The organism is Streptomyces sp. G5(2025) (assembly GCF_049542075.1).
Taxonomy (GTDB): Bacteria; Actinomycetota; Actinomycetes; order Streptomycetales; family Streptomycetaceae; genus Streptomyces.
On the sequence record NZ_JBMUZT010000006.1, the window covers coordinates 4,151,466 to 4,171,050 of the forward strand.

20 protein-coding genes and 1 pseudogene are annotated in these 19,585 nt (G+C 71.9%); 11 read left to right on the plus strand and 10 right to left on the minus strand.

All coding sequences use genetic code 11. From position 1 onward, the window contains the following. Nucleotides 1–55: 55 nt before the first annotated feature. The 3 genes from ACOBQB_RS29675 (at nucleotide 56) to ACOBQB_RS29685 (ending at nucleotide 3,511) form a co-directional block, all read left to right on the plus strand. A complete protein-coding gene (locus tag ACOBQB_RS29675; protein ID WP_423595944.1) occupies nucleotides 56–1,444 on the plus strand; it encodes a sensor histidine kinase in 1,389 nt (462 codons plus the stop codon). Further along, entirely contained in the window at nucleotides 1,441–2,109 is a 669-nt protein-coding gene (locus tag ACOBQB_RS29680; RefSeq protein WP_423595946.1) for a response regulator, read from the plus strand. The genes ACOBQB_RS29675 and ACOBQB_RS29680 overlap by 4 nt, the downstream gene beginning before the upstream one ends. A gap of 106 nt (nucleotides 2,110–2,215) precedes the next feature. Continuing rightward, entirely contained in the window at nucleotides 2,216–3,511 is a 1,296-nt protein-coding gene (locus tag ACOBQB_RS29685; RefSeq protein ID WP_423595948.1) for a cytochrome P450, read from the plus strand. A 179-nt stretch (nucleotides 3,512–3,690) separates the two neighbouring features. Here ACOBQB_RS29685 and ACOBQB_RS29690 read toward each other — a convergent pair whose 3' ends face one another. Next, nucleotides 3,691–4,605, minus strand: a complete 915-nt coding sequence (locus ACOBQB_RS29690) for a diacylglycerol kinase family protein (protein ID WP_423595950.1) — start codon at nucleotides 4,603–4,605, stop codon at nucleotides 3,691–3,693. Between the two features lie 176 nt (nucleotides 4,606–4,781). Here ACOBQB_RS29690 and ACOBQB_RS29695 point away from each other — a divergent pair, with 176 nt between their 5' ends. After that, nucleotides 4,782–6,065 carry an adenylosuccinate synthase gene (locus tag ACOBQB_RS29695; protein WP_423595952.1) on the plus strand — a complete coding sequence of 428 codons (1,284 nt, stop codon included), beginning with the start codon at nucleotides 4,782–4,784 and terminating at the stop codon, nucleotides 6,063–6,065. Nucleotides 6,066–6,225: 160 nt separating this feature from the next. Further along, entirely contained in the window at nucleotides 6,226–6,837 is a 612-nt protein-coding gene (locus ACOBQB_RS29700; RefSeq protein ID WP_423595954.1) for a Uma2 family endonuclease, read from the plus strand. 18 nt (nucleotides 6,838–6,855) lie between these two features. Here ACOBQB_RS29700 and ACOBQB_RS29705 read toward each other — a convergent pair whose 3' ends face one another. The 3 genes from ACOBQB_RS29705 to ACOBQB_RS29715 all read right to left on the minus strand — a co-directional run bounded on the left by ACOBQB_RS29705 (nucleotide 6,856) and on the right by ACOBQB_RS29715 (nucleotide 8,534). Continuing rightward, nucleotides 6,856–7,374 carry a hypothetical protein gene (locus tag ACOBQB_RS29705; protein WP_423595956.1) on the minus strand — a complete coding sequence of 173 codons (519 nt, stop codon included), beginning with the start codon at nucleotides 7,372–7,374 and terminating at the stop codon, nucleotides 6,856–6,858. 75 nt (nucleotides 7,375–7,449) lie between these two features. Then, on the minus strand, nucleotides 7,450–7,698 hold the full coding sequence (locus ACOBQB_RS29710) for a DUF397 domain-containing protein (protein ID WP_423595958.1): 249 nt from the start codon (nucleotides 7,696–7,698) through the stop codon (nucleotides 7,450–7,452). Continuing rightward, the gene (locus ACOBQB_RS29715; RefSeq protein ID WP_423595960.1) at nucleotides 7,695–8,534 is read right to left on the minus strand and encodes a Scr1 family TA system antitoxin-like transcriptional regulator; all 840 of its coding nucleotides are present in this window, start codon (nucleotides 8,532–8,534) and stop codon (nucleotides 7,695–7,697) included. Before ACOBQB_RS29715 ends, ACOBQB_RS29710 begins: the two co-directional genes overlap by 4 nt. A 145-nt stretch (nucleotides 8,535–8,679) precedes the next feature. On the opposite strand from ACOBQB_RS29715, the gene ACOBQB_RS29720 reads away from it, so the two are divergent. The 4 genes from ACOBQB_RS29720 (at nucleotide 8,680) to ACOBQB_RS29735 (ending at nucleotide 10,832) form a co-directional block, all read left to right on the plus strand. Beyond that, nucleotides 8,680–9,078: a hypothetical protein gene (locus tag ACOBQB_RS29720; RefSeq protein WP_423595962.1), complete on the plus strand. Its 399-nt coding sequence runs from the start codon at nucleotides 8,680–8,682 to the stop codon at nucleotides 9,076–9,078. A 163-nt stretch (nucleotides 9,079–9,241) separates the two neighbouring features. After that, a complete protein-coding gene (locus ACOBQB_RS29725) occupies nucleotides 9,242–10,063 on the plus strand; it encodes a hypothetical protein (protein WP_423595964.1) in 822 nt (273 codons plus the stop codon). A 116-nt stretch (nucleotides 10,064–10,179) separates the two neighbouring features. Next, complete coding sequence (locus ACOBQB_RS29730; protein WP_223775842.1) at nucleotides 10,180–10,443, plus strand: hypothetical protein; 264 nt, start codon at nucleotides 10,180–10,182, stop codon at nucleotides 10,441–10,443. Further along, nucleotides 10,440–10,832 carry a hypothetical protein gene (locus ACOBQB_RS29735; RefSeq protein WP_423595967.1) on the plus strand — a complete coding sequence of 131 codons (393 nt, stop codon included), beginning with the start codon at nucleotides 10,440–10,442 and terminating at the stop codon, nucleotides 10,830–10,832. Before ACOBQB_RS29730 ends, ACOBQB_RS29735 begins: the two co-directional genes overlap by 4 nt. A gap of 39 nt (nucleotides 10,833–10,871) precedes the next feature. On the opposite strand, the gene ACOBQB_RS29740 is transcribed toward ACOBQB_RS29735, so the two are convergent. The 4 genes from ACOBQB_RS29740 to ACOBQB_RS29755 form a co-directional block, all read right to left on the minus strand. Beyond that, the gene (locus ACOBQB_RS29740) at nucleotides 10,872–12,428 is read right to left on the minus strand and encodes a substrate-binding domain-containing protein (RefSeq protein ID WP_423595969.1); all 1,557 of its coding nucleotides are present in this window, start codon (nucleotides 12,426–12,428) and stop codon (nucleotides 10,872–10,874) included. Between the two features lie 102 nt (nucleotides 12,429–12,530). Continuing rightward, entirely contained in the window at nucleotides 12,531–14,546 is a 2,016-nt protein-coding gene (locus ACOBQB_RS29745; RefSeq protein ID WP_423595971.1) for a serine/threonine-protein kinase, read from the minus strand. 80 nt (nucleotides 14,547–14,626) lie between these two features. Further along, nucleotides 14,627–15,124, minus strand: coding sequence for a MarR family winged helix-turn-helix transcriptional regulator (locus tag ACOBQB_RS29750; RefSeq protein WP_423598843.1), 498 nt, complete (start codon nucleotides 15,122–15,124; stop codon nucleotides 14,627–14,629). Between the two features lie 29 nt (nucleotides 15,125–15,153). Continuing rightward, nucleotides 15,154–15,750, minus strand: coding sequence for a DJ-1/PfpI family protein (locus tag ACOBQB_RS29755; RefSeq protein ID WP_423595973.1), 597 nt, complete (start codon nucleotides 15,748–15,750; stop codon nucleotides 15,154–15,156). 186 nt (nucleotides 15,751–15,936) lie between these two features. Between ACOBQB_RS29755 and ACOBQB_RS29760 the strand changes: the two genes are divergently transcribed. Continuing rightward, nucleotides 15,937–16,617, plus strand: a complete 681-nt coding sequence (locus ACOBQB_RS29760; protein ID WP_423595975.1) for a DUF4956 domain-containing protein — start codon at nucleotides 15,937–15,939, stop codon at nucleotides 16,615–16,617. After that, nucleotides 16,614–17,489, plus strand: coding sequence for a VTC domain-containing protein (locus tag ACOBQB_RS29765; protein WP_423595977.1), 876 nt, complete (start codon nucleotides 16,614–16,616; stop codon nucleotides 17,487–17,489). The genes ACOBQB_RS29760 and ACOBQB_RS29765 overlap by 4 nt, the downstream gene beginning before the upstream one ends. Before the next feature lie 40 nt (nucleotides 17,490–17,529). Here ACOBQB_RS29765 and ACOBQB_RS29770 read toward each other — a convergent pair. Both ACOBQB_RS29770 and ACOBQB_RS29775 read right to left on the minus strand, forming a co-directional pair. Further along, nucleotides 17,530–18,759: pseudogene (locus ACOBQB_RS29770) on the minus strand (sensor histidine kinase); the annotation flags it as partial. Further along, nucleotides 18,759–19,496, minus strand: coding sequence for a response regulator transcription factor (locus ACOBQB_RS29775; protein WP_423595979.1), 738 nt, complete (start codon nucleotides 19,494–19,496; stop codon nucleotides 18,759–18,761). The gene ACOBQB_RS29775 and the pseudogene ACOBQB_RS29770, both read right to left, overlap by 1 nt. Nucleotides 19,497–19,585: the final 89 nt, after the last annotated feature.

Sequence of the window (19,585 nt, forward strand, 5' to 3'; positions counted from 1 at the left end):
GGAACCCCTCTCGCTGCGGACGACCCGCCCGCCGCGCCCCCGTACCGTCGTAGCCGTGACCGATACGACTGAGCAGCTCAAGGCCAGAGGCCCGAAGAGCCCCGAGTTCCACTTCGTGCGGGAGGCTTTCAGCGGCCTGCGCGAGGCGCTGTTCCGCGACGCCTTCGTCTACCGGCTGCTGCCTCCCCGGACGACGGGCGGGCTGACGGCCCGCCTCCTCCCGCGGCGGATACGCCGGTACGCCCTCTGGGGCCCGCACGCCCTGGTGGTGTCCGCCGCCCTGATCACCGTGTGCATCTCCTACCAGGTGGGCCTCGGGGGCAACGAGGTCGCGTACTTCCTCACCGGTCTCGTCCCGGCCGCCGCCGTGCTGATGACGCTGGTCAGGCCGGTGGGTGCCTTCTGGGTGTCGTTGGCCGCGGCCCCGTTCGCGGCGGCGCTCGGGAACAGCTCGGACGGCTGGCCGTGGACGCCCGCCGCCTTCTTCGCGCACATCGTGGTGATGGTCGTGGTGGCCGCCCGCACCCGACCGCGCACCGCCCTGTGGATGTGGCTCACGACGGCGGTGTACTCCCTGGCCGCCGAGTGGTACATCGACGACGGCTATTACGGCTCCGGATCCGACGCCCCGGTGCTGCTGTTCTTCTCGGCGGTCGCGTTGCTCGTCACCACGATGGCGCACGTGCGCCGCGAGGCCGAGCACGAGGTCACCGTGCAGCGCACCGTCACCGCCATCGAGCGCGACAAGCGCACGCTCCTGGAGGAGCGCACCACGATCGCCCGCGAGCTGCACGACGTGGTCGCGCACCACATGTCGGTCGTCGCCATCCAGGCGGAGGCCGCGCCCTACCGCGTGGAGAACCCGCCGCCCGAGCTGGAGCAGGCGTTCGTGACCATCCGAGAGAACGCGGTGGCGGCGCTGACCGAGCTGCGCCGCGTCCTCGGTGTCGTACGGGCGCAGGACTACGAGGCGCCGGACGCCCCGCAGCCCACCCTCGCCGACCTCGACCGGCTCCTGGACAACGTCCGCGACGCGGGCCTGACCGTGGACAAGGTGATCACCGGCGCGGTCCGTGAGCTGCCGCAGGGCGTCGAGCTGTCGGCGTACCGCATCGTGCAGGAGGCGCTCAGCAACGCCTTGCGTCACGCGCCCGGCGCCCCGGCCCGCGTGGAGGTCGGGTACGTCCTCGGCGGCCTCGGTCTGCGCATCGTCAACGGCCCGGCGACCGGCCTCGTCAAAGCGTCCCCGGGCGCGGGCCACGGCATCACGGGCATGCGGGAGCGCGTCACCATGCTGAACGGCGAGATGACGGCCGAACCGACGCCCGAGGGGGGTTATGAGGTCACCGTCTTCCTGCCGGTGCCGCTCGCCGACCGGGCCGACCGGACCGACCGGATCGACCCCATCGATCAGGCGGGCCAGGCGGGGGAGGACCGCGCATGACCATCCGCGTTCTCATCGCCGACGACCAGATGATGGTCCGCGAAGGGTTCTCCGTCCTCCTCAACGCCATGCCCGACATCGAGGTCGTCGGCGAGGCGGTCAACGGCCGGGAGGCGATCGAGCGGGTGCGTGAACTCGCTCCCGACGTCGTCCTGATGGACATCCGTATGCCCGAGCTGAACGGCATCGAGGCGACCCGCGAGATCGTCGCGTCCCACGGCGCGTCGAAGGTGCTCGTCCTGACCACGTTCGACCTGGACGAGTACGTGTACCAGGCGCTGCGCGCCGGCGCCTCCGGATTCCTCCTCAAGGACGCCTCGGCCCGCCAACTGGCCGACGGCGTACGGGTGGTGGCCTCCGGTGAGGCGCTCCTCGCGCCCACCGTGACGCGCCGTCTGATCACCGAGTTCTCCCGGATGGCGGAGACGCCGCGGCTATCGGCGGCGGTCCAGGCGCAGCAGTACGGCGAGCTGACCGAGCGCGAGACGGAGGTCCTGGTGCTCATCGCGCAGGGTCTGTCGAACGCGGAGATCGCCTCCCACCTGGTGGTCGCCGAGTCCACCATCAAGACACACGTGAGCCGGGTCCTGGTGAAACTGGGGCTGCGCGACCGGACGCAGGCGGCGGTCTTCGCGTACGAGGCGAGACTGGTGACACCGGGCTGATGGACGCCCCCGGACAACGCCCCCAAGGGGCGCGGGGAACTGCGCGACAAGCCACGAAGCACCCGCAGGCTGTTCACGACCCCCGCGAACCCCTTAGCGTCCCGCCATGACGCCGCCCGCACCCTTCGATCCCTCCGAGGTCTTCACCCCCGCCGCAGCGGAGTTCGTGGCCGACCCCTACCCGGCGTACGGCAGGCTCCGTGCGGCGGGCCGCGTCCACTACAACGCGCCCACCGACCAGTGGCTGATCCCCCACCACGCGGACGTCTCCGCCCTGCTGCGCGACCGCCGCCTCGGCCGCACCTATCTCCACCGCTTCACCCACGAGGAGTTCGGCCGCCCGGCCCCGCCACCCGAGCACGAGCCGTTCCACGTCCTCAACGACAACGGCATGCTCGACCTGGAGCCGCCCACGCACACCCGCATCCGCCGCCTCGTCGCCAAGGCCTTCACGCCGCGCACGGTCGAGCGACTTCGTGCGTACGTGGAGGAGTCGGCGGACGGCCTGGCACGTGACCTGGTGGCGGACGGAGGCGGGGACCTCGCGGCGCGCGTCGCCGAGCCGCTGCCGGTGGCGGTGATCGCCCAGATGCTGGGCATCCCGGAGAGCGACCGGCCCCTGCTGCGGCCCTGGTCGGCGGCGATCTGCGGGATGTACGAACTGAAACCCTCCGAGGAGACGGCGGCCCGAGCGGTCGCCGCATCGCTCGAATTCTCGGCGTACCTGCGGGAGTTGATCGCGGCTCGGCGGGACAAGCCGGGGGATGACCTGATCTCGGGCCTGATCGCGGCAACCGATGCCGGGCAGTCAGGGCAGGCAGGGCAGGCAGGGCAGTCGGCGTATGCCGGTCAGTCCGGTCAGTCAGGGCAGTCGCTCAGTGAGCAGGAGATGATCTCCACCTGCGTGCTGCTCCTGAACGCGGGGCACGAGGCGACCGTCAACGCCACGGTGAACGGCTGGTACGCGCTGCTGCGCCACCCGGACCAGCTCGCCGCCCTGCGCGCCGACCCGGCCGGCCTGGTCCCCACGGCCGTGGAGGAGCTGATGCGCTACGACACGCCGCTCCAGCTCTTCGAACGCTGGGTACTCGACGACATCGAGATCGACGGCACCACCATTGCGCGCGGCTCCGAACTGGCCCTGCTCTTCGGCTCCGCCAACCATGATCCGGCGGTGTTCACCCGCCCCGGCGAACTGGATCTCGCCCGCCGTGACAACCCCCACCTCTCCTTCAGCGCGGGTGTCCATTACTGCGTCGGGGCGCCGTTGGCCCGCATCGAGCTTGCCGCGTCGATGCGGGCGTTGTTGCGCCGGGCCCCGGGGCTACGGCTCGCCGCGGAGCCTCGGCGCGCCCCGAACTTCGTGATCCGGGGCTTTCGGGAGTTGCGTGTCGAGGTGTGAACCGGGGGCGGGGGGCGGCCGTGGGTGTCGTCGGGTCCGCGGGGGCGTCGCGGCTGGTCGCGCAGTTCCCCGCGCCCCTGGTGGGGCTTCGCCCCCCCAGCTCCCTGCAGGAGCTGTTCCGGTCCCACCGTGAGGGCCCGTTCGGCCGCGACTGAAGGGGCGACCTCGGAGAACAGGCCTCAGCCCGGCAGGGTCAGCCCCCACGCCCCCTGATGAACCGTCCAGGTCCTCGTGCGGACCGGTCCCGCCACCACCGCGTCGGCGCGGTAACGGAAGTCCGCCCCCGAGACCGTGACGCTCCGGGCCCGTACCCGCAGTGGCGCCGCCTCCGCGCCCACCGAGGTGGGCCGCACCTCCACCTGCGCGAGGCCGCTGTTCCCCGTGGTGACGCGCACGCCCTCCACCGGCTGGTCCAGGTCGACCAGTGTGACGCCGTCCGCCTCGACCCGCAGCCGCGACGGCCCCGCCGCCGGGGGCGCCGCCACCCGCGAGGGCCGCGTGGCGAGGGTGCGTACGAACGACTGGCAGGTCCGCAGCCACGCGTGCCCCTCGGCGGCGGAGGCACGGGAGAGACCGGAGGCACGTGCGGACACGGCGGAGGCGACCGCCCGGCCGGACGACGGATCGGACGCCAGGCCGGACGAGGGGCCGGACAGCAGCCCGCCGTCCACCGGCGGGATCCGCAGATCGCCGAGCACCACCCCGTCGCTCTCGTCCACCAGCAGATCGAGCCGCCGCTCCGCCCCATCGAGGACGTTCCGCGCCGCCGCGACCGCCCCGGCGGGCACGCCGAGCGTGCGCGCGAGCGTCTGCGCGGCCCCCACGGGGACGAGCCCGAGCGCGGACGCGGCCAGCCCCCGCTCCCGGTGCAGCGCCTGTACGGCCCGCAGCAGCGCACGGTCGTCACCGATCACCACGAGGCGGCGTGCACCCCGCCTGGCCAGGGCTTTCGTGAAGTCCTCGGGCCCGTCCGGCAGACAGAAGCGCACCGCCGCACCCGCGCCGAGCACATCCCTCGCGATCCGTACCGACTCACCGTCCGCACGCCGGGCGACCGGGTCGATGACGACGAGGAGCTGGTCGCGAGCCGACACCGCGAGCCCTTTCTTTTAGCCGTTCTTTGAGACCTCGGGTAGCATCTTTGTGCAAGAGCCCCTTGCGCTATTGCGCCAGGGGCTTCGTCTATTCCGGGGCAGCATCCAAGGCACACCCATACGGCGGCTACGGCCCCTGACCTTGGACATGCCCCGCCCGGAAGGGGTGTACGCCTGTGCCCGCACTTGTGCTGCTCGGTGCTCAGTGGGGTGACGAGGGCAAGGGAAAGGCCACTGACCTGCTCGGTGGCTCCGTGGACTATGTAGTGCGTTACCAGGGCGGCAACAACGCCGGCCACACCGTCGTCGTAGGCGACCAGAAGTACGCGCTGCATCTCCTCCCTTCCGGGATTCTCTCCCCGGACTGCGTCCCGGTCATTGGCAACGGAGTCGTCGTCGACCCGTCGGTCCTGCTCTCCGAGCTGAGCGGTCTGAACGAGCGCGGCGTCGACACGTCGAAGCTGCTGATCAGCGGTAACGCGCACATCATCACGCCGTACAACGTGACCGTCGACAAGGTGACCGAACGCTTCCTCGGGAAGAGGAAGATCGGGACGACCGGGCGCGGTATCGGCCCGACCTACGCCGACAAGATCAACCGCACCGGCATCCGCGTGCAGGACCTCTACGACGAGTCGATCCTTCAGCAGAAGGTCGAAGCGGCGCTGGAGATCAAGAACCAGCTCCTCACGAAGCTGTACAACCGCCGCGCGATCGAGGCGGAGCAGATCGTCGAGCAGCTCCTGGAGCACGGCGAGAACATCAAGCGGTACGTCGCCGACACGACCCTGATCCTCAACAACGCGCTCGACGAGGACAAGGTCGTCCTGTTCGAGGGCGGCCAGGGCACGCTCCTGGACGTGGACCACGGCACGTACCCCTTCGTCACCTCCTCGAACCCGACCGCGGGCGGCGCCTGCACGGGTACGGGCGTGGGCCCGACGAAGATCAGCCGGGTCATCGGCATCCTCAAGGCGTACACGACCCGTGTCGGCGCCGGCCCGTTCCCGACCGAGCTGTTCGACCAGGACGGCGAGGATCTGCGCCGTATCGGCGGCGAGCGCGGTGTCACCACCGGCCGTGACCGCCGCTGCGGCTGGTTCGACGCCCCGATCGCCCGCTACGCGACCCGCGTGAACGGCCTGACGGACTTCTTCCTCACCAAGCTCGACGTCCTCACCGGCTGGGAGCAGATCCCGGTCTGCGTGGCGTACGAGATCGACGGCAAGCGCGTGGAGGAACTCCCCTACTCGCAGACCGACTTCCACCACGCGAAGCCGATCTACGAGATGCTGCCGGGCTGGTCCGAGGACATCACCAAGGCCCAGACCTTCTCCGACCTGCCGAAGAACGCGCAGGGTTACGTGAAGGCCCTGGAGGAGATGTCCGGCGCCCCGATCTCCGCGATCGGCGTGGGCCCGGGCCGCACGGAGACGATCGAGATCAACTCGTTCGTCTGAGCCGCCCGCCCCGGGGTCCGGGGTTCAGCTCACTCGAAGGGGTGGGTCGCGCTGGAGTGCGACCCGCCCCTTCGGCATGTCCGGAAGGCTGGCGGACATGACAGCGAGCGGCGTTACGGTTGGAGAGCATCTCCGTCATGCCCGAGCGAGGAGTAGCCCGATGAGTGCGCAGCCGGTGGAGTCGATCAAGCCGACGGTCACGTATCAGCAGCTCGGTGAGTACGCCGAGGAGATCGTGGCCCTTGCGGAGTGCCGCGGCGACTTGGTGCGGGCAGACATTGCGAATCAGGAGATCACCGTCCACATGATGTCCCCCTCAAATTCTCATGGTGAGATCGTGTCGGAGGTCGTCTTCCAGATCCGGTCCCAGGACCGCGACGCGGTCGCTCTCGCGGAGAACCGCGTGCACCGCCCCGACCTCGGTCTGTGCCGGTCGGCGGACCTGCTCCTCCTGACGCGCCAGGTCCGCGACCGGCAGACGGAGGAGTTCGCCACGCTGGGCCCCGACGTCTCCGTGGCGGTCGAGGTCGTGTCCCCCTCGAACCCGGGCAACGACCACATCACCAAGCTCCGCGACTACCCCCGCATGGGCATCCCCGTCTACGTGATCGTCGACCCCCGGGACGGCACGATCACCGTGCACTCCGGGCCGGACACCTCCGCCGGGGAGCCGCGCTACGCGGACGCCCCCCGCCGCTACAAGTTCGGTGACACCGTCGAGGTGGACCGGTGGACGCTGGAAACCGACGCGTTTCCCCGCTACCGCACCTGACAGGACCGCTCCCGGCGCCTACCGTCGGCGCCGGTGGTAAGCGACCGTGAGGATCAGCAGCAGCGGCCCCCACAGCGTCATCAGTCCGCTCACCGTCATCGCGAGGACGTTCCAGCCGTCGGCGTAGGGCCAGCCTCGCGGGCCCTCGGTGAAGGCCAGGGCGAGCCAGTCGGCGCACAGCGCGCTGAAGAGCACCCCCGCGAGAGCCCCCGGCACGATCACGGCGGCGGGCGGTACGCGTCGCCCGCCGAGGCGGGGGACCCAGGCCGGGAAGACCTCGCCCCAGCGGCGCACGAACCCGAGGCCGAGAAGCGCGGCCAGCTCGGTGAGCACGCTCAGCCCGAGCACGTACGGCGTGTTCCACCACACCGGGTCCGGGGCCGCCCCGCCCATCCCGTACCCGAAGGCGAAGGGCAGCCGCCACACGCAGACGGGGAGTGCGAGCAGGGACAGCGCGTGGGCGACCCGGACGGTCCAGGCGGGGGCGGTGGTGGGAGGAGTCGGGGCGGGGGCGACGTGTGCGGCTGCTGTGGTCATGCCACCAGCCTCGCCGCGATCCCGGCCCGGTGGATCACCTCCGGGGCCGGTCCGCCTCCACCGCGCGGGGGAGCCCTACTCGGCCCAGGAGAGGAACGCGGTCCAGGCGTCCGCCGAGACGGCGAGGGTGGGGCCCTCGGGGTTCTTGGAGTCGCGGATGTGGGTGGTGGAGGTGGTGGCTTGGGGGCAGGGGGCGATCTCGACGCAGTTCCCGCCGCTGTCGTTGCTGTAACTCGACTTGCGCCACTCGTAGGCGACTTCGAGGCACTGGCCGCCGCTGTCGTTGCTGTAGCTCGACTTGAACCACCACAGAGTGCTGCTCATGACCGTTCTTCTCCTGCCAGCCGCTCGATGAGGCTCAGCGAGTCGTCCGGGCTCAGAGCCTGTGTTCGGATCTTCGCATAACGGTGGGCGAGTTGGGATGCCTTGGCGGGATCGCTGACGAGGTGGCTCTCGTCCTCGATCTCCAGGTAGACCACGTGGTGGTGTTCCTTGGTCTCCACCAGAATCATGTCGCCACGAGCCCCCGCATGAGTGCCGCGCAGCCCGCGCTCCAAGGGCAGCACCTGGATGCTGACATTGTCCCGCTGGGCATCTTCGGCGAGCGAGCGCAGTTGCCCGCGCAGAACGTCCCAGCTCCCGAACGGCCGCCGTAGCACCGACTCGTCGAGGATCAGTTCGACCATCGCGGTCGGCTCGCGGTCGAAGAGGGCCTTGCGGGCCATGCGGGCCTCGACCAGCTCCTCCACCTTGGCCTCGGGCAGCTTCGGGTAGCCACCGCCGATCAGCGCACGCGCGTAATCCTCGCTCTGGAAGAGCCCGTCCACGACGTACGTCTGGTACGAGGACAGCGTGACCGCCTGCGCCTCCATCAGAGAGAAGTCCTTGAACTGCGGAGGGTACTTGTCCATCAGGATGTACTGCCGCGCCTTGTCGAACACCCCCAGACCGCAGCCGATCGCCCCCTCCAACTTGACGAGCATCTGATCACTGGCCGGCTGCGCGCACGTCTCCATCGCGCTGATCGCGGACGCCGTATAGCCCGTCATGGCACCCACCTCGGTCTGGGAAAGCCGCTGCTGCTCCCGCAGGGCCCTGGCCAGGGCGGCGACGAGGTGCGTGACCCCGCCCGCCTCGTCCTTGTTCGCGGACCGCGCCATCGCGGTCACCTCCGAAAGTATTCCGAACTCACCGGATCTCAACCGATCTCAACCGGCCTCAACCACACTCGGCCCGTATCCGACCGTGCACGGCAGTCGACGCAGAGTCATGGAAAAGCTATCCCGCCACCGCTTGGCTGAACCCATGAACACGTACAACGTGCAGGCCGACTGGCTCCCTCGCACCGGCCTCCAACTCCGCAAGGCGGGCGTTCAGTTCGACGCCGTACGGGTCGACGGCGACCCCGGCCGTGCCATCGCCGACGAGCTGGCGTGGCTCACGGGCGGCCATCCTGGGCCGATCGTCCAGGAGGAGAACGGGCGCCGCGCGGTGTACTTCCTCGTGGCGGTCGGCAGTACGTCGCACCGGTCGTGGCCGGACGGGGTCACCCGCCTGACGGCCGGGCAGGGGCACGTCTCGTACGTACCGGTACCCGCGCTGGAGGGCCATACCTGGCCGCCCAGCTGGCGCTACCGGCCCAGCGGCGCGGACCGCCGCGTACACACGCTGCTGCTGCGCGCCGCGCTTAACTCGCACGAGTGAAGTTGATGAACGCGAGCTGCTGAAACGGGAGTTCAGACTTGCGTGCGCCACTTTGCAGGGGCATAGAGTCGCCGCCAACAGCGCGGCCGGTCGGCGGCGCATGAGATTGCCCCCACGGTGCGGGAACACCTGGGGGCTCGACACCCGGAGCAAACACCTCCAGATGCGTATCCATCGTACGACGCCCACGCGCGCGTTCTCCAGCTTCGCCAACTCTCTTCTCCGCGACAGGTCCATCTCCTGGTGCGCGGCAGGCGTACTGATGTACCTCCTCAGCCTGCCCAACGGCGCCCGCGCCACAGTCCGTTCGCTCGCCGAGCAACGCAAGGAAGGGCGGATGCGGGTCGCCGCCGCCCTGCGTGAGCTGGAGGAATCCCGGTACTTGAAGCGAGTCGTCCGCAAGGACCCGGAGACTAAGCAACTCTTCACCGTCTACGAGGTCTTCGATACTCCGTACGACGAGAAGCCCCCAGAGGGTGACGGTGAAAAAGTTCAAAACCTGGCCCCCGGCGTGTCGCCCTCCGCGGCGGCGGGCCCTCTCCCTTCGGGAGAAAAGACCAGGGAAGAAAAACCTCCCTCCCCGGAGGCGCAGCCGCAGCCGCAGCCGCGCGACGCGGAACCGCCGGGGCCCGCGGCCCAGTTGCTGGCCTCCCTCGGGAGGCGCGAACCCCGGCTCGCGATCGGCGCCGCCGAGGCCGCCCGCCTCGCGCCGCTCGTCGAGGAGTGGTGGGCGGTCGGCGCGAGCGACGCGGCGGTGCGGGCCGCGCTGACGCAGGGGCTGCCGCCGCGCGTGTACTCGGCCGCCGCGCTGCTCAAGGACCGGCTGCGACGGAAGCTGCCGGCTTCGCCGCCCCCGCCGCGAGCGCCCCGCGAGGGCGAGGAGAGGCGGGCGCCGGGGGAGCCGGGGTTCGTCGCGGCGGCGCTGCGGGGCGGGATGGCGGCGAGAGCGGCGCTGCGGGGCGGCGCCGTGCCGTTGCTCGCCTGACCCAGGCATCAGACTCCCGGCCCGCACCCGCGAGGCCGGGTCCACCCACCGAAAGGAACGGAATGACCACGTTGCTTGAGCGGCCCGAGACGGTATACCGGAGGTATACTGTCGTCATGGCTGACACCACCGTCAAGGTTGACCCCGCTGTGCGCGACCGGCTCATGGTGCTCGCCCGCGAGCGCGGGATGACCATGCGTGATCTGATCGCTGAGCTGGCGGGCGCCACGCCCACCAAGGAGGAGCTTCAGAAGCGGTACGAGGAGGCCAAGGCGTACTGCGAGACGCACTTCGGCGTGACGCTGACGGACGAGGACCACGACAGGGCCGAGAAGGCCTGGCAGGACCTGGAGGCCGGTCGGCCCGTGGACAGCCTGTGAGCGGGTCGACGGCGGTGATCTACGACCAGACCGCCCTGCTCGCCCTGGGGTCGGGCAACCGGCTCGCCTCCCAGTTCATCTCCAACACCGAGCACGGGCCCACCCGGCACGTCTACGTACCGGCGCTCTGCCTCGCGGCGGCCGACGGGATGCGGAAGGGGCTCGCCGAGCACGTGGGCGCGCTGCCCGCCGCCGAGATCGTCGAGCTGAACTTCGCCGGAGCCTCGGCCTTGGGCGCGCTCTTGCGTGACGGCGTCGAGTGGCGACTGGGGCAGGCGGTCCACCTGTCCCGGCCGACGCCCGACTGGCCGGACGGCCGGCCCGTGGTGACGACCGATCCGGATTTGTACGCGGACATGCCGCTGGTGCGGACGATCCGGCTGCCGTGAGGTAGGGCGGGGCGGGCCCAAGCCGAGGGCCCGCCCCGCTCACCCCCCGGCCTCGTCCCCGCAGATCCGCAAGCCCTCCGGCGTCGCGCACGGCAGGTGGCCATGGGTGCGGATGACGTCCAGGCCGGTGCCGCGGGCGTAGGCGAGGAAGCTGGAGGCCAGGGAGTCCGCGGGGGGCTGCCCGTAGGTGTACGCGTACTCGATCTCGCGGTACGGGTAGCCGCTCTCCGCCAGCTGCTCGACCGACGGCTCGTGGCCGTCCAGGTCGAGGCGGTGCAGGCCCGTCAGCCCCTCGGCAGCGCGCAGTTCGCTGTAGCCGATGGCGCCGGGTATGCGGCCCACCGCGTCCAGGACCTGATCCGTGGAGTCCAGCTCGCAGCGCGTCACGGGCACGGACCGGTCGTCCTTGCCCAGGCAGTCGTTGGACGACGCCTTGATCTCGAAGTCGCCGCCCAGCACCCGGCGTTGGAGCGTGTCACGCGTGCCGGAGCTCGACCCACGGCTCACCAGGACGACGGGCAGGTCGGGGCCGCCGAGTTCCTTCCAGTTGCGTACGTCGCCCCGGTAGAGGCGGCGCACCTGGAGCCGGCTCAGATTCCGCAGCGGCACACGGTCGTTGAGGACGAGCGCGAAGACGGAGACCGCCACCCGCGTCTCCGCCAGACGCGGGAAACCGTCGGACTTGGGGCCGTCGGAGAAGGTGAGGAGAGGAGGGGAGCCCTTCCCCGTCGTACGGTCTTCGCCGGCGGCCTTCTTCCCCTCGTCGTCCAGTTCGCGCACGCCCGCCGCGCTGCCGTGCGCGCTCACCGTGATGTCGGAGCCCGGACAGTCCTTCTCGTATTTGTCCGCCAGCTCCTCGGCGACCGGTGCGAACGCCGTCGAGCCGAGCACCGTCAGCTCGCCCGTCGCGCACTCGATGGGCGGCGGGTCCGCGTCGCGCAGCACGATGATCGAGGCGAGCGTGACCACGGAGAGGGTGAGCAGGACGGTCAGGAGCCGCGCGGGCCGGGAGAGCAGCGGCGGCTTGTCGTCGGGCGTCGTCGAGCGGTTGGGCACCACCTCGCCCGCCTGGATGCCGCCGGACATGGTGACCTCGCCGCCCACGGGCCCGCCGGTGAGCAGGACGAGCAGCTTGTAGTGCTGGCCCCTGTTGAGCGGGACGCGCGGGATGTGCAGCGTGCTGCCCTCGTACCGCAGGCCCGCGCCCGCCGTGAAGTGCTCCATCAGGTGGTCGGCGCCGGTCGGCGCGGTCACGGCGAGGCCGCGGATGGTGCGGCCGGTGAAGACGGCGGTCAGCCCGTGCAGGGCCCGGCCGGTGTAGTCGGAGTCGGACACGGCCTGCGAGCCGTCGTTCTCGACGCGGAGCAGGACGAGGGTGGCGTCGGACATCTCGGGGGTCTCGTCGAACAGGCCGAGGCGCGCGTTGGCGCCGCCCGTGCGGACGTTGTCCCCTATGGCCGTGTCCATCTGGACGCGGTAGCCGATACGTTTCCGCCGCGGCACCCGGCGTTCGTACCAGAGCGCGCCGACGGTCGCGAGCAGGCCGAGGACGGCCGTGAGCACGGCGATGGTGTTTTCGGTGCTCAACCACTCCATGGGCGGTGAGGGTAGGCGGCCCGCGCGAGCCGGGGGCCGCCTTCGCCGGACCGTCGGACGTTGTTCGCCGCGGGTTCAGCCGGTTCGGCCGGAACGGCCCGTTCAGCCGGCCTTGTCGTACGTCAACTCGCCCTTGCCGTCCGTATTCGCGCGGCGCAGCTTGCCGTTGCCGAGGATCGTCACGACGCTGGGCTCGCCGGGGGTGCAGGCCGACATGGGCTCGCCGACCGTGATCCTGGTGGGGCCGATGTGCAGCCGCTCGTCGGAGGCGGACTCCAACTCGCCCTCGAAGACGCAGCGGTAGGTGCCGCCGGTCTCCAGTGGTCCCTCCGCCGTCAGGGACAGGGTCGTGTCGCCGGTCTCGCCCTGCTGGAGGGTGAGGCGGCGCGTGTGGTGGCCGTGCTTGTTGTCGAGGCCGCCGGACCACGAGCCCAGGAACTTGTCCGGTACGGCGCCTTCCTCGTCGTCCTCCGTGGAGGGCGACGGGTCGGGGCTGGTCGGGTCGGGGCTGGTCGGGTCCGGGCTGGTCCGGTCCGGTGACGGTGAGGTGGGGTCCGGGTCCTGGTCCGACGGGTCGCTGCTCGCGGAGTTCCTGGAGTCGTTCTTCTTCTCGCCGCTGTCGCCGTTCATGACGGCGTAGACCGTGCCGCCCGCTCCTATGGCCACTATCAACGCGACGGCGACCAGCGCGGCGGTCGACCGGCCGCTGCGGCGCGGCGGCGGCTCGGGTGCCGGTGCGGGCACGGGGGTGTAGAGGCCGGGGCCGTAGGGAGGCGTGGGGCCATAGCCGGGCGGGGGCTGCTGGGGGTAGCCGTAGGCGGCCGGCTGCGGGTGCGGCGGATGCTGCGGGTGCTGCTGGGCGTGCTGGGGATAGCCGTACGAGGGGGCGCCGGGCGGCGGCGAGGGCGGCGGGGCCTGGCCGGCGACCATGGTGGGCAGGTGGTCGAGGGGCGCGGCGCCGGGCGCTCCCGGAGGCGGTGGCGTGGGCGCGGCGTCCGGGGCCGCGGGGACCGCCTTGTCCGGGCCGGACCCGGGGGCCCTGCCCTGCGAGGCGTGGCTGTCCTGAGAGGCGTGGCTGTCCTCAGGGCCGCCCTGGGCAGAGCCGGCCGCAGAGGAACCGGCCACGCCAGCCCCTGCCACGGGACTGTCGCCCTTGCCCTCACCGGCATCCGGCGACCCCGCGGCCCCCGCCTCGTCCGGATCCTCCGCGTCCAGCAACTGCACGGCGTGCCGCCCCAGTTGGGCGACGAGCGCACCCGGCAGCCAGGGGTCGAGCGTGCGGCCGCCCTCGCTGAGGGTGTCCTGCGCGCCGGTCCGCTCCAGGACGTCGTCGAGGGTGGGCCGGGACGCGGGGTCCTTGCGCAGGCAGAGCGCGATCAGCTCGGCCAGGTTCTCGGGGAGCCCCGACAGGTCCGGCTCCTCCTGCGCGATGCGGAACATCAGGGCGTGCACCCCGCTGTTGGCCGTGCCGAAGGGCAGCGCGCCCGAGGCCGCGTACGCAAGGACGGAGCCGAGGCAGAACACGTCGCAGGCCGGCGTGATCCGGTCGCCGCGCACCTGCTCGGGCGCCATGAAGCCGGGCGAGCCGACCAGCGCGCCCGTGCGGGTCAGACCGCCGTCGGTGACCGTCTCCAGGGCGCGGGCGATGCCGAAGTCGATGACGCGCGGGCCGTCGATCGTGACCAGGACGTTCGACGGCTTGAGGTCGCGGTGGACGATGCCCGCCGCGTGGATGTCCCTCAGGGCGTTGGCGAGGCCGGCCGCGAGGATGTTCACGGACCGTTCGGGCAGCGGTCCGTGGTCGCGCGAGACGACGCTCTGGAGCGAGGGCCCGGCGACGTAGCCGGTGGCGACCCAGGGGATCGCCGCCTCGGTGTCCGCGTCGAGGACCGGCGCCGTCCAGGCTCCGCCGACCCGCCGTGCGGCCAGCACTTCCTGCCGGAAACGGTTCCTGAACTCGTCCTGTTCGGCGAGTTCCTCGCGGACCAGCTTGACCGCGACCGTGCGGCCCCTGCCGGACCGCGCGAGATAGACCTGCCCCATGCCGCCCGCGCCGAGCCGCGCCAGCAGCCGATACGCGCCGATCCGCTGCGGATCCCCTGGCCCGAGCTTTTCCATCGCCGCACCGACCTCCCCCCATTGGTGTGCAACAGAGTGAGAATAGTGCGGCACTACGACAGAGGGAGCCGCCCGGCTCTCTACGGTTCCGTAACGGGTTCCGAAACCGGCTCCGTGGCAGGTTCCGCCGCCGGGTCCGAGAGCGCGTCCAGCACCTCGGACAGGCGTTCCAACACGCGTACCGTATCGGCGAACTCGTCCTCACCGAGCACCGCCGCCAGCCAACCCGCCAGCTCCGCGTGCGCCGGGTCGATCCTCGCCACGGCCGCCCTGCCGTGCTCCGTCGGGCGCAGGAGTTTGGCGCGGCGGTGCGCGGGGTTCGGCGCGTACTCGGCGAGGCCCTTGGCCACGAGGAGGTCCGCCACGCGCTGCACGCTCTGGCGCGTGATGCCCATCGCGCGGGCGATCCCCGCCACCGGCAGCGGCTCGCGCAGCACGGCGCCGAGCACCTGCCACCAGGCGGCGGTGAGTCCCGCGGGCCGCGCCAGCTCCTCGGACCGAGCGAGGAACTGGCCGTTCAGCCGGAAAACGGTCAGGGCGGTGCGGCTCAGCAGGTCCTGTTGGGCGCGGCTTCGCATGTCGTCGGCGTTCACTTCCTCGCCCCCGCCTACGCGTTCAGCGTCTCGTACGCCGCCGGGTCCGAGTCGTGGAAGAGGCGGTACCACGCGTCGAGCTTCTCGCCCTCGAAGACGTCGCCGAGCCGCCCGAAGACCTCCCGCGCGAAGGCGACCGGCTCGGTCGGGCCGGCCGTGATCAGGTCGCCGTCGGTGACCGCGTCGGCCTCGACGTACCGCTCGCCGCCCCGGTAGCCGCAGGCCGCCAGGTACAGGGGCGCGGCGCTGGTGTGCGCCCGGTCGTCGAGCAGGCCCTCGCGGGCGATGCCCGCCGTGGCGCCGCAGATCGCGCCGACCGGCACGCCCGCGTCGAGGAACGCGCGGGCCGCGCGGGCGAACGGCGCGAGGTCGTCGCTCGTGTCCCACAGGTCGGCGCCCGGCAGGATCAGCAGGGAGCTGTCGTCGGGGCGCAGTTCGGAGAGGGAGAGGCCGGGCTGGACGCGCAGGCCGCCGATCGAGGTGACGGGGGCGGCGGACGGGGCGACCGTGCGGATCTCGTAGCCGACGCGGGCGAGCCACGCCGTGGTGTGGCCGGTCTCCCAGTCGGCGAAGGTGTCGTAGACGGCCAGGTGTACAGGCTTGCGGGACATACGCGCCTCCGGGAGAGAGATGTACGTAAGCGTGTACGTGAGCGCGTGCGTAAGCAGTGCTCAGCCGTAGCAGTAAGTAAGGATGCTGTCGTGATGGCAGCATGCTGGCAAGTACTCCACGGCCCGAGAGGTTCGTTAACGTCCGGCAGGGGCGGCCTTAACCCGCCGCTCCCTACCGTCCCGGTCATGGACAGCACACTGACCCTCAGCGCTCACCTGGGACTCGACCTGGCCGCCGTCGCGCTGCTGACCTTCGGCGTCTTCTATCCGCGGCACCGCAGGCGCGAGCTCGTCCCGGCCTATCTCGCCCTGAACGTCGCCCTGTTCGCGGTCGTCGCGGGGCTCGGGACGGTCGGCGGCGACGGCGGACTCGCCCTCGGCTTCGGGCTCTTCGGGGTGCTCTCGATCGTGCGGCTGCGCTCCGACGCGTTGCAGCACCAGGAAGTCGCGTACTACTTCATCACCCTGGTGCTCGGCCTGCTCTGCGGGCTGCCCGCGCTGAGCCTGCCGGTCGCCGCCGGGCTCTCGGCCGTGCTGCTCGTGGTCATGTACGGCGCCGACCATCCCCGCCTCTTCGCCTGCGACCGGCGGGCCGTCGTCACCCTGGACGCCGTCTACCGCGAGGAGACCGCCCTGCGCGCGGAGCTGGCGCGGCGCCTCGGGGAGCCGCTCGGCTGGACCGTGCGCGAGATCGACTACGTACGCGACCTCATGATCCTGGAAGTCCGCTTCCGCCAGCCGGAACCTTCGGTACGGTCCGGGGAGTTCCCACGGAAGACGGTCCGACGTCCCCATGAGGAATCGCAACGACGACGCACGACCCGGTCCCGCACGATCGCCCCCAGCCACCCGAAGGAGACCGTGTGAACCCCGCCGTACGCGCCATCGGCCGCGCCGCCCTCGCCGCGCACCCCATCGCCCTGGACGAGGTGAACGCCCGCGCGCAGCTGCTCGCCCGCTTCGACAACAGCTATCTGGTCCCCGTCGAGATCTTCCAGGACTTCGCCGCGCTGCTGACCGATCCCCGGCGGCCCTGCGGACCCTTCCGGGCGCTCAGCATCGGCGGGAAGCGCTGGTTCCGGTACCACTCGACGTACTACGACACCCCCGACCTCGGCACCTTCCACGACCACCGGCAGGGCAGGCGGCTGCGCTACCGCATACGGGAGCGGGTCTACCGGGACAGCGGGGAGCGGCAGTTCGAGATCAAGCTGAAGAGCGGGCGGGGCGAGACCGTCAAGCACCGCCAGCGGCTCGAAGCCGAGGACCACGCTTTGGACGAGGCGCGCCAGGGCTTCCTGGCCGGTGTGCTGAGGGGTTCGTACGGGATAGCGGCCCCGGAGGGGCTCACCGCCTCGCTCGTCACCGACTACCAGCGGGCCACGTTCGTCGCCGACGGGCAGCGCATCACCTGCGACGCCGGTCTGGTCGTACGGGACACGATGACCGGACGTACCGCCGCCGCCGACAGCGGACTCGTCCTCGTGGAGACCAAGACCAAGGGGCAGCTGACCGAGGCCGACCGGGTACTGCACCGCTTCGGGGTGCGGGCGGCGGAGTTCACCAAGTACTGCGGCGGGTACGCGGCGGTCCGGCCCGAACTGGGCATCAACAAGTGGGCGCGGGCGGTACGGACGGCGTTCCCTCGCCCGGCGTCCCCGTCTCAGGTGTCCCCGTCTCCGTCCCAGGCGTCCCCGTCTCCGTCCCCGTCTCCGGGGCGGGAGGGAACGTCAGCGTGACCCGGGCGCCGTCGGCCGTGCTCGCCGTCTCGAAGCGGCCGTCCGCCTCCTGAGCCGTACGGCGCGCGATGTCCAGGCCGAGGCCCGTGGAGCCCGCGCCGCTGGTGCCCCGGTCGGGGGAGGCGGTGCCGGGGAAGCCCGGGCCCTCGTCGGCGACGGTCAGCTCCGCCTCGCCGGAGGCGGTGCGCCGGACCGTGACGGTGAAGGGCGTGCCGTGGGGCGTGTGGTCGAGGACGTTGCCGATCAACGCGTCCAGCGCGGCGGCCAGTTCGTCGGCCGGGACCGGCACCGGGACCGCGTGGGCGGGCGTCGTGGTGTCGGCCGCGCGGTTCTGGTCCTCCGCCAACGGCGCCCAGAACGCCGCCCGTTCGCGCGCCACCGCCGCCAGGTCCGCGCGCGGCGCCTCGCGCAGAGGGCGCCGCGCCTTGCGGATCACGTCGTCGACGCTGTGTTCCAGCGCGGCGACGTCCGCCGCGATGCGGTGCGCCTCGTTGGGGTCCCGCAGCGTCTCGGCGTCCAGGCGCAGCGCGGCGACCGGGGTGCGCAGGCGGTGGGCGAGGTCGGCGGCGTTCTCCCGCTCGGCGGCGAGCAGTTCGTCGATGCGGGCCGCGAGGCGGTTCAGCTCACCCGCGATCAGGCGCAGCTCGGGCGGGCCCTCCGGGGTGGCCCGTGCCGTCAGGTCACCGGCGGCGAGCCGGTCCGCCGTACCGGCGAGGCGGCGGGTGGCGCCGACCAGCCGGGCACCGAGCCGGTCGGCGAGCAGGAGCCCGAGGAGTACGAGGCCCACGCCGATGCCCGCGAGGACCAGCCAGGAGGCGAGCGTGCCCGCGTACAACTGCCGCTCGGTGAGCGTCACTTGCACGACCGCCGTGCCGTTCTTCGCGCCCTGCACGGGGACCAGGACCAGACGGCCGCCGGACGCGGGCTCATAGGTGAAGGCGCGGCCGGTGCGGGCCAGGCGGACCGGGGCGGTGGTGGCGGTGTCCTTCTCGACGCGCGGCCCGATGACCGTGTCGTCGGCCAGGATCAGCGAAGTGCGCGGCAGGTCCTTGCCGTTGACGCTCTCCACCGTCTGCTCGGCGGTCTCCCGCTCACCGGCGGTGGCCAGGGCGGGCCCCAGGGCGTGGGCCACCCACTGGGCGCGTGCGGTGGCCTCGGCCGTGGCGCGGTCGGCGGCGTGGGTGCGGGTGAGGAGGGTGAGGGGGACGAGGAGGGCGGTGAGGACCAGCGCGGTGGTCGCCGCCGTCAGGAGGAGGAGGCTGCGGCGCATCAGTGCGTGTCCCCGGGGGCCACGGGCTCGTCCGGTGGCGGCTCGTACGGTGATGGCTCGTCCGGTGGCGTGAGCTTCACGCCCACCGTGCGGACCGTGTGCAGATAGCGCGGGCGCTGCGCCGTCTCGCCCAGCTTGCGGCGGAGCCAGGACAGGTGCACGTCCACCGTCTTGTCGGCGCCGCCCAGCGGCTGCTGCCAGACCTCGGCGAGCAGCTCGCGGCGGGAGACGACCTGGCCGGGGCGGCGGGCGAGATGGGCGAGGAGGTCGAACTCGCGGGGCGTCAGGTCGACCGGCGCGCCGTCCAGGGTCACTTCGCGGGACGCCGGGTCGACGCGGAGGCCGCCGACACACAGCGGCTCCTCGGTCTCGCTCACGCCGAGGCGCCGCAGGACCGCCTTGACGCGGGCGTCGAGTTGGGCGGCGCCGAAGGGTTTGACGATGTAGTCGTCGGCGCCCTGCTCCAGGACGGCGACCATCTCCGGTTCGTCGTCCCGGGCGGTCGCCACGATGACGGGGACGTCGCTGACCGCGCGCAGCATCCGCAGGACCTGCGCCCCGTCGACGTCCGGCAGCCCGAGGTCCAGGACGACCAGGTCGGGCCTGCTGGTCACGGCCGCGTCGAGGCCCGCCATGCCGCTGGGGGCGGTGGCCACCGCGTGCCCCTTGTCGCGCAGGGCCCGCACGAGCGCGCCGCGGAGCTGCGGGTCGTCCTCGACGACGAGAAGATGCGCCATACAACCACCGTAGTCAGGGCCGGGCCGCGGGCTGTACCGGGGGCGTTGTCGGGGGCGTTGTCAGGGTCTTAACCGGGCGTTAGGAAACG

Coding starts and splice junctions, on each gene's coding strand:
- ACOBQB_RS29680 (WP_423595946.1), top strand. CDS start 1,441: ATGACCATCCGCGTTCTCATCGCCGACGACCAGATGATGGTCCGCGAA.
- ACOBQB_RS29685 (WP_423595948.1), top strand. CDS start 2,216: ATGACGCCGCCCGCACCCTTCGATCCCTCCGAGGTCTTCACCCCCGCC.
- ACOBQB_RS29700 (WP_423595954.1), top strand. CDS start 6,226: ATGAGTGCGCAGCCGGTGGAGTCGATCAAGCCGACGGTCACGTATCAG.
- ACOBQB_RS29705 (WP_423595956.1), bottom strand. CDS start 7,374: ATGACCACAGCAGCCGCACACGTCGCCCCCGCCCCGACTCCTCCCACC.
- ACOBQB_RS29710 (WP_423595958.1), bottom strand. CDS start 7,698: ATGAGCAGCACTCTGTGGTGGTTCAAGTCGAGCTACAGCAACGACAGC.
- ACOBQB_RS29715 (WP_423595960.1), bottom strand. CDS start 8,534: ATGGCGCGGTCCGCGAACAAGGACGAGGCGGGCGGGGTCACGCACCTC.
- ACOBQB_RS29720 (WP_423595962.1), top strand. CDS start 8,680: ATGAACACGTACAACGTGCAGGCCGACTGGCTCCCTCGCACCGGCCTC.
- ACOBQB_RS29725 (WP_423595964.1), top strand. CDS start 9,242: ATGCGTATCCATCGTACGACGCCCACGCGCGCGTTCTCCAGCTTCGCC.
- ACOBQB_RS29730 (WP_223775842.1), top strand. CDS start 10,180: ATGGCTGACACCACCGTCAAGGTTGACCCCGCTGTGCGCGACCGGCTC.
- ACOBQB_RS29740 (WP_423595969.1), bottom strand. CDS start 12,428: ATGGAGTGGTTGAGCACCGAAAACACCATCGCCGTGCTCACGGCCGTC.
- ACOBQB_RS29745 (WP_423595971.1), bottom strand. CDS start 14,546: ATGGAAAAGCTCGGGCCAGGGGATCCGCAGCGGATCGGCGCGTATCGG.
- ACOBQB_RS29750 (WP_423598843.1), bottom strand. CDS start 15,124: ATGCGAAGCCGCGCCCAACAGGACCTGCTGAGCCGCACCGCCCTGACC.
- ACOBQB_RS29755 (WP_423595973.1), bottom strand. CDS start 15,750: ATGTCCCGCAAGCCTGTACACCTGGCCGTCTACGACACCTTCGCCGAC.
- ACOBQB_RS29760 (WP_423595975.1), top strand. CDS start 15,937: ATGGACAGCACACTGACCCTCAGCGCTCACCTGGGACTCGACCTGGCC.
- ACOBQB_RS29775 (WP_423595979.1), bottom strand. CDS start 19,496: ATGGCGCATCTTCTCGTCGTCGAGGACGACCCGCAGCTCCGCGGCGCG.